Genomic DNA, 7,097 nt, shown 5'->3' with positions numbered 1-7,097 from the left:
TTGATCCGAATCGCCGTGGTCTCCCAGCCGTGGGAGCGCAGATGCGCCAGCAGCATCGGCACCATCTGCCGCAGCTTCGCCGCCACCGCACTGCCGACCTGCGCCCTTGGCGGCGGCCTCGACTCAGCTGTTGCTGGTCGCCCTGACTTCCTCGATGGTCGTTTGTCCCGATAGCACTTTCTCGATGCCGTCCTGGCGAAGTGTGCGCATGTCCTGTCGCACGGCCGTGGCAAGCAGCGCCTCCACGCGAGCACCGCCCTGGATCAGCTCCCGCAGTTCGCGAGAGATCACCATCAATTCATGCAGTCCCACGCGGCCCTTGAAGCCGGTCTTTTCGCAGACCGGACAGCCGGGACTGTGGTGGAACTGGAGTTGGCCCTCGATGCCGTAGCGAGTGCGCCAGCGGGCAAGCAAGGCCTCGCGCTCCTCCACGTCTTGCGCAGCGCCATAGGCGTGGAGGTAATCGTGAACCAGTTCGTCGATTTCCGCGGGGGAAGCAGGCCTGCTGGTTCGACAGGATGGGCAGAGGCGCCGGACCAGACGCTGCGCCAGCACGGCCAACAGCGAATCGGCAAAGTTGAAGGGGTCCATGCCCATGTCGAGCAGACGCGTCACCGTCTCCGGGGCGCTGTTGGTGTGCAGGGTGGACAGCACCAAGTGCCCCGTGAGCGAAGCCTCGATCGATACCCGGGCCGTTTCTTCGTCGCGGATTTCCCCGACCATGATCACGTCGGGATCTGCTCGAAGAAAGGCGCGCAGCGCCCGTGCAAAAGTCCAATCGATGCGTGCGTTCACCTGCACTTGGCGAAGACCCGTCTGGGTGATTTCGATCGGGTCCTCGGCCGTCCAGATCTTGCGCTCGGGCGTGTTGATGTGGCTGAGCGCCGAGTGCAGCGTCGTGGTCTTGCCCGAGCCTGTCGGACCCACGCACAGCACCATGCCGTAAGGACGTTCGATGGCCGCGCGCAGACGCTGGTAGTTGCCGTCGGTCAGCCCCAGCTTGTCGAGCGGCAGTGGCTTGGCCGAAGCCAGGATCCGCATCACCACGTCTTCGAGGCCGTTGTTGGTCGGGATCGTCGCGACACGCAGTTCGAGCCGGTGCTTGGGCGAAAAGCGCGCGAAGTTGATCTTGCCGTCCTGCGGCTTGCGTCGCTCGCTGATGTCCAGGTCGGCCATGATCTTGATGCGGGCGATCACGGCATTGCGGTAGTTGTGCGGCAACTCCAGGTAGGTCCGCAGAAGACCGTCCTTGCGGAAGCGGATGCGGATCTTCTCCTTGCCGGGATAGCTCTCGACGTGGATGTCGGACACCCCGCCGGTGAAGGCCTCCAGGATCATGCGGTTGATCATCCGCACGAGCGAGTTGTCGGACTGCTCGATCGGCCGGTCATCGTCCGATTCGAGGCCCGTCTGGTTCTCCTTTTCCAGCGATTCCAGCAGGCTGCTGGTGTCGGTGGTCTCGAACTCCATCGCCTGTGCCTGGGAGGGCGTCGGCTTCGCCTCCGAGGCCGCGCCGATCTTGTCGTAGGCGGCGAACACGCAGGCCTCGAAGTCCTCGCATTGGCCGAGCACCGGCGCGATTTTCATCTGGGCGATGAACTCCGCCTCGTCCAAGGCGCCGTGTCGGTTGGCGGGGTCGTCCATCGCCACGACCAGACGGCCATCCGCGACGATCAGTGGGAGCAGTTGCAGGCGCCGCGCCACGGCGTGGCTCAGGCGGGTCAGCGCATCGGGCTCGGACTCGAAAGCCTGAAGATCCACAACCGGATACCCCATCTTGCGGGTGAGCGCGACCTTGAGGTCGGCGGCCGACACGGCTCCCATCCGCACCAGGAGTTCGCCCAGCGGCAGGCCGTTGTCCATCTGCCGCTGCGCCGCGAGGGCTTCGTTGAGCTGCTCCTCGTTGATCATGCCCAGCGATATGAGCGCTTCCCCGATACGCACGATCGGGGCGCTGGCCTGGCGCTGCAGCGCCTGAAGCAGTTCACTGCGCCGGGTGGCCACCTGGGACAGCGTGCCGCCCGCAGCGGCGGCGTCCGTCTCGATGCGCTCATAGGCGGCATGGGGCACGAAGAGCCGCCGGACGCGGCCTTCCTCGTCGCCCGGGAAAAGGAACACACCGAATGGCGTCTGCACATGGCCGGCGCTGCGACCGCCCAGTTCGCCGCCATCGCCTTTCCACACGATGCGGTAATCGGCCCACTCGACCGGGGTGTCGTCCAGAGGACGCAGCGGATCCAGTAGCAGCAGTGACCGGAACTGGTCGAAGCGCAGTGGCACAGGCGCACGTGTGCGCAGCAGATGGATGTGGACCAGCTGGGCGGAGGGCGAGAACAGGTTCATCACCCCTTCACCGTGGCGGCCTGCCAGATTGCTGATCTCGCAGCGGACGGTGCTGGTGTTGGGAACGCGGAAATGGCCTTGGGGCGGCAGAGGCCACGCGAAGGTGTCGGGCGCGACGGCGTCGGCAGTAGGGGAGACGGGGAGGGCGGGATTCGACATGACCGAGTCACTGGACCTTCAAGCCGGCATAGGCCGGGTTGGCAGGCGCAAGGCTGATTTTCATGTCCCGCAGCACCTTGATGAGCAGCCGGGCAATCATCAGATTGCGATGGTTCTTGTGGTTGGCGGGCACGATGTACCAGGGGGCGTGCGCGGTGGAGGTGGCGGCGATCGCGTGTTCGTAGGCCTGCTGGTAGGCGTCCCACTTCTGGCGTGCGGCCAGGTCGCCCATGCTGAATTTCCAGTGCTTGCTCGGATCATCCAGTCGGGCCTGGAGGCGTTTGCGCTGCTCCTCCTTGTCGATGTGCAGCATGCACTTGACCAGGACGGTGCCGGTCTCGGCCAGCAGTCGCTCGAAGTCATTGATCTGGGCATAGCGCCGGCGCAATTCGGCCTTGCCGATCCAGCCCTCGACCCAGGGGACGAGCACGTCTTCGTAGTGGCTGCGGTTCCACACGGCGATCTCGCCGGCCCGTGGCACGACCGCATGGCAGCGCCACAGGAAGTCGCGCGCGCGTTCCTCATCCGTGGGTGCCTTGAAGGCGGCGACGCGAACGCCCAGTGGAGAGGTGCGCGAGAACACCCAGCGGATGGTGCCGTCCTTTCCGCTCGTGTCCGTGCCCTGTAGCACCAGCAGCAGCTTGCGCCGCCCTTCCGCATGAAGCAGGTTCTGCCAGTGGTCGAGTTCGTCGGCGAGCAGCTCCAGCGACTCGCGCTGGTGATGTTCCTCGGCTGGCAGGAATGGCGTTTCTCCAGGATCGATGTCGGCCAGACGGAAGGGGGCGTCGGGCTTGACGCGATAGTGCTTGAGCCGGGTCATCCGCCGAGCCTAACGCATGACCTGTCAGCGCCCCGCGCCGTCGTCGTCGACCGAGGCGCTCCAGCGATCCCCCCAGCCCACCTCGCGGGCGGTGTCGAGGTGGCGCCGGTCCCGTTTGGTGGGGCGGCCCTGCACGATCGCATGGGCGGGCTCGCGGGCCAGGCGTCGCTCTTCCCGTGCGGCCGACAGGGCGGCGATGCTTTCTGCTGTTTCTTCGTAGAGCAACTGCGCCACCGGCGCCGGCCCGCGTTGCATCGACAGTCCCCGCACCCGCACCGTGCGCGTGTCCGGCCCCTGGCGCAGCTGCACGAGGTCGCCCGCCCGAACTTCGCGCGCCGGCTTGACCAGATCGCCGTTGACCTGCACGCGGTGGCGGTCGACCTCTTCTGCGGCGAGCGAACGGGTCTTGTAGAAGCGAGCGGCCCACAGCCACTTGTCAATGCGCATGCGCTCCATGAATGTCGGAAGAATGAGAGAAGTTTCAAGCAAACAGCGCCTGGCTGGTGCTGTCAATCGGACGTGGCCGGATTCGCGGTGGGCAGCCGCACCCGCGCATCCAGCCCGACGACGCGGCCGTCCGCATCCAGGCGATTGTCCAGGTGGATGCTCCCGCCCAGAGTGAGCACGATCTCGCGGCAGATGGCCAGGCCGAGCCCCGAGCCGCGTGCCGTGTCGCCGGCCGCGAAGGGGGCGAAGAGCCGCTGCCGGAGTTCGGGCGCAATGCCGGGCCCCGCATCGCGCACGCACAGGTTGACAGCGTCCATGCCATCTGGAGAGACCTGCACGGTGAGCATGCCGCCGCGAGGGCTGTGGCGGATCGCGTTGTGGAGCAAGTTGCGGCTGAGTTCGAGCAGCATCCAGGCATGGGCGTCAACCTTGGCCGGGACCACGTCCAGCTCGAAGTCCAGGGCCTTGTCCGCGATCAGCGGCGAGACGTCCAGCGCCACCTGCCGCACCATTTCGGCCAGGTCCAGCTGCTGCAGTTCCGGCCGTTGGCGCAACTGCTCGATCTTGGCCAGTGCGAGCATCTGGTTGGCCAGCTGGGTGGCACGGTCGACGGTGGCATCGATTTCGCGCAGCGCCTGCGCCGCGGGCACGTCGCCCCGGCGCGCGGATTGCACCTGGGCCTTGAGCACGGCCAGCGGCGTGCGCAGCTGGTGGGCGGCATCGCGCACGAAGCGCTTCTGGTGATCGAGCAGGCCGCGCAGACGCGCCATCACCGCCGTGGTGGCATCCACCAGCGGACGCAGCTCGCGGGGCGCATCGGGTGCGTCGATGGGCGAGAGGTCGTCGGGCGCCCGCTCGGCGATGGCCTCGCCCAATCGCCGCACGGGGCGCGTGGCCTGCTGGACGACAAAGACGGTCACGCTGGCCACCACCGCAACCAGCAGCAGCTGCCGCCACAGCATGTCCACGAGCAGGCGGCGCGCCAGCGCCTCGCGCAGCTCCAGCGTCTCTGCCACCTGGACGACGGCCATGCCCAGGCCGCGTGCACTGGCCACCGGCTGCAGCAGCACGGCCATGCGCACCGGCTGGCCGCGGAATTCCGAGTCGTAGAAGTCCACGAGGGCGGCATAGGGCGGCTTGGCCGGGAGCGTGCCGCGCCAGAGAGGCAGCTCGGCGAAGCCCGAGATCATCTCGCCGTGGGTCGTGGAGACGCGGTAGTACATGCGGCTCTGCGCATCGGCCTCGAAGGCCTCGAGTGCCGAGTAGGGCACGGTGGAGCGCAACGAGGCCAGTTCGTCGTAGCCCTCGACGTCGAGCTGTTCGCCGATGGTCTTGGCCGAGGCGAGCAGCGTGCGGTCGTAGGCCGTGGTTGCCGCCGCCAGCGCCTGCCGGTAGACGCTCACGCTGTTGATGAGGATGAACAGCACGACCGGCGCCAGCAGGCCCAGCAGCAGCCGGAAACGCAACGAGCGCGACCTCATGCGGGCGGCGCAGGGCGGTCAAGCACCATCAGCGGGTCTGCTCTTCGCGCAGCAGGTAGCCCAGCCCGCGCAGGGTCATGAGCGCGCAGCCCGTGCCCGCGAGCTTCTTGCGCAGCCGGTACGCCACCACTTCGATGGCCTCGTACTGCACCTGGGTCTCGCCGGGAAAGACCAGTTCGAACAGCCGCTCCTTGGTCACCGCATGGCCCGGGCGGGCGGCCAGCGCGCGCAGCAGGGCTGCTTCGCGCGGAGTGAGCTCCAGCGCCTCGCCGCGCAGGTAGAAGGCGCCGCTGGCCGGCTCCAGGCGCAGTGCGCCGATCTCCACCGGCGCGGCGGCGACGGCCGGATCGGCGGGCGAGCGCCGCCGCAAGGCGCGCAGGCGCGCTTCCAGCTCATCGAGGTCGAAAGGCTTGGGCAGGTAATCGTCGGCGCCGGCGTTCAGGCCCAGGATGCGGTCACCCACGGTGCCGCGGGCGGTGAGCATTAGCACGGGGGTGCGCAGGCCGCTGGCCCGTGCACGGGTAAGCACTTCCAGGCCATCCATGCCGGGCAGGCTGAGGTCCAGCGCCACCACGTCGGGCTCGATCGCCTGCCATTGGGCGAGCGCCTCGGCACCATCGTCGCAGACGCGGACATCGATCTGCCGGCGCCCCAGCGTGCGTTGCAGGGTGGACTGCATGGAGGGATCGTCTTCGACCAGCAGCAGCTTCATGAGGCTCCGGAGGCTCGGTGTTTACCCCGAGTGGCGCGACAGCCAACTGACAGCGGGGCCGCGCATCATAAGCCGCACCAAAACATCCATCGGAAGCAAGAAGGAGACCCCCATGCGCAGAGACGAGTTCCTCAAATCCCTGGCGGCACTGGCCGCCGTGGGCGCCTTGCCGCTGTCCGCCCAGGCGGCCACCAACATCAAGATGATGATCCCCGCCAATCCGGGCGGCGGCTGGGACACCACAGGCCGCGCTTTGGGCAAGGCCATGATCGACGCCAAGGCGGCCGACACGGTCAGCTACGACAACAAGGGCGGCGCCGCCGGCGCGCTGGGCCTGGCCCAGTTCGTCAACGGCTCCAAGGGCGATGGCAACGCGCTCATGGTGATGGGCGCCGTGATGCTGGGCGGCATCATCACCGGCAAGCCGCCTGTCAACCTGTCGCAGGCCACGCCCATCGCCCGCATCACCAGCGAATACAACGTGTTCGTGCTGCCGGCCAACTCGCCCTTCAAGACCATGGCCGACGTCGTCGCCCAGCTCAAGAAGGACCCGGGCAGCGTCAAGTGGGGCGGCGGCTCGCGCGGCTCCACCGAGCACATCGCCGCGGCCATGATCGCGCAGAAGGTGGGTGTCGATCCGTCCAAGATCAACTACGTCGCCTTCCGTGGGGGCGGTGAGGCCACGGCGGCCATCCTCGGCGGCAACGTGACCATCGGCGGCAGTGGCTACAGCGAGTTCGCGCCCTACATCGCCGACGGCAAGATGAAGCCGATCGCCGTCACCTCGGCGCAGCGGCTGCAGAGCGTCAACGTGCCCACGCTCAAGGAGTTGGGCATCGACGTCGAGATCGGCAACTGGCGCGGCGTGTACGGCGCGCCCGGCATCTCCGAAGAGCAGCGCAAGGCGCTGACCGAGCGCGTGCTGACGGCCGTCAAGAGCGCCTCGTGGGCCGAAGCCCTCAAGAAGAACGACTGGACGCCTGCCGTGCTCACCGGCCCGGCCTTCGACAAGTTCGTGGACGACGAATTCGCCAGCCTGCGCGCCATCATGACGCGCTCCGGCATGGTCTGAACGCACTTCCTCAGCGCCCCGCGCCGCCGCACTGCTCTCGGTGCCGCGGCGCGGCCGCATGGA

Annotated in this window: 6 protein-coding genes; 1 reads left to right on the top strand and 5 read right to left on the bottom strand. The window is 67.7% G+C overall.

Going from position 1 to position 7,097, the window contains the following annotated elements; genetic code table 11:
- Window positions 1-123: 123 nt before the first annotated feature.
- The 5 genes from ABIC63_RS29140 to ABIC63_RS29120 are packed head-to-tail and all read right to left on the bottom strand — an operon-like array spanning window position 124 to window position 5,962.
- Entirely contained in the window at window positions 124-2,502 is a 2,379-nt protein-coding gene (locus ABIC63_RS29140) for a GspE/PulE family protein (RefSeq protein ID WP_354322352.1), read from the bottom strand.
- A 7-nt stretch (window positions 2,503-2,509) separates the two neighbouring features.
- The gene (locus tag ABIC63_RS29135; protein WP_234192733.1) at window positions 2,510-3,322 is read right to left on the bottom strand and encodes a PPK2 family polyphosphate kinase; all 813 of its coding nucleotides are present in this window, start codon (window positions 3,320-3,322) and stop codon (window positions 2,510-2,512) included.
- Between the two features lie 24 nt (window positions 3,323-3,346).
- Window positions 3,347-3,778 (bottom strand): RNA-binding S4 domain-containing protein, encoded by a 432-nt coding sequence (locus ABIC63_RS29130; protein WP_354322351.1) that lies wholly within the window; start codon window positions 3,776-3,778, stop codon window positions 3,347-3,349.
- Between the two features lie 53 nt (window positions 3,779-3,831).
- A complete protein-coding gene (locus tag ABIC63_RS29125; RefSeq protein ID WP_354322350.1) occupies window positions 3,832-5,250 on the bottom strand; it encodes a sensor histidine kinase in 1,419 nt (472 codons plus the stop codon).
- Window positions 5,251-5,278: 28 nt separating this feature from the next.
- A complete protein-coding gene (locus ABIC63_RS29120; protein ID WP_354322349.1) occupies window positions 5,279-5,962 on the bottom strand; it encodes a response regulator transcription factor in 684 nt (227 codons plus the stop codon).
- A gap of 112 nt (window positions 5,963-6,074) precedes the next feature.
- Here ABIC63_RS29120 and ABIC63_RS29115 point away from each other — a divergent pair, with 112 nt between their 5' ends.
- Window positions 6,075-7,034, top strand: a complete 960-nt coding sequence (locus ABIC63_RS29115) for a Bug family tripartite tricarboxylate transporter substrate binding protein (RefSeq protein WP_294369177.1) — start codon at window positions 6,075-6,077, stop codon at window positions 7,032-7,034.
- Window positions 7,035-7,097 lie beyond the last annotated feature (63 nt).

It is taken from the genome of Pseudacidovorax sp. 1753 (genome assembly GCF_040544975.1).
Lineage (GTDB): Bacteria > Pseudomonadota > Gammaproteobacteria > Burkholderiales > Burkholderiaceae_C > Xenophilus.
The sequence above is the reverse complement of the archived record's forward strand: the minus strand, read 5'-3'. Positions and strand labels throughout refer to the sequence as shown.

Bases quoted from the DNA above. Each gene is read 5' to 3' on its own strand.
- ABIC63_RS29140 (WP_354322352.1), bottom strand. From the start codon at position 2,502: ATGTCGAATCCCGCCCTCCCCGTCTCCCCTACTGCCGACGCCGTCGCG.
- ABIC63_RS29135 (WP_234192733.1), bottom strand. From the start codon at position 3,322: ATGACCCGGCTCAAGCACTATCGCGTCAAGCCCGACGCCCCCTTCCGT.
- ABIC63_RS29130 (WP_354322351.1), bottom strand. From the start codon at position 3,778: ATGGAGCGCATGCGCATTGACAAGTGGCTGTGGGCCGCTCGCTTCTAC.
- ABIC63_RS29125 (WP_354322350.1), bottom strand. From the start codon at position 5,250: ATGAGGTCGCGCTCGTTGCGTTTCCGGCTGCTGCTGGGCCTGCTGGCG.
- ABIC63_RS29120 (WP_354322349.1), bottom strand. From the start codon at position 5,962: ATGAAGCTGCTGCTGGTCGAAGACGATCCCTCCATGCAGTCCACCCTG.
- ABIC63_RS29115 (WP_294369177.1), top strand. From the start codon at position 6,075: ATGCGCAGAGACGAGTTCCTCAAATCCCTGGCGGCACTGGCCGCCGTG.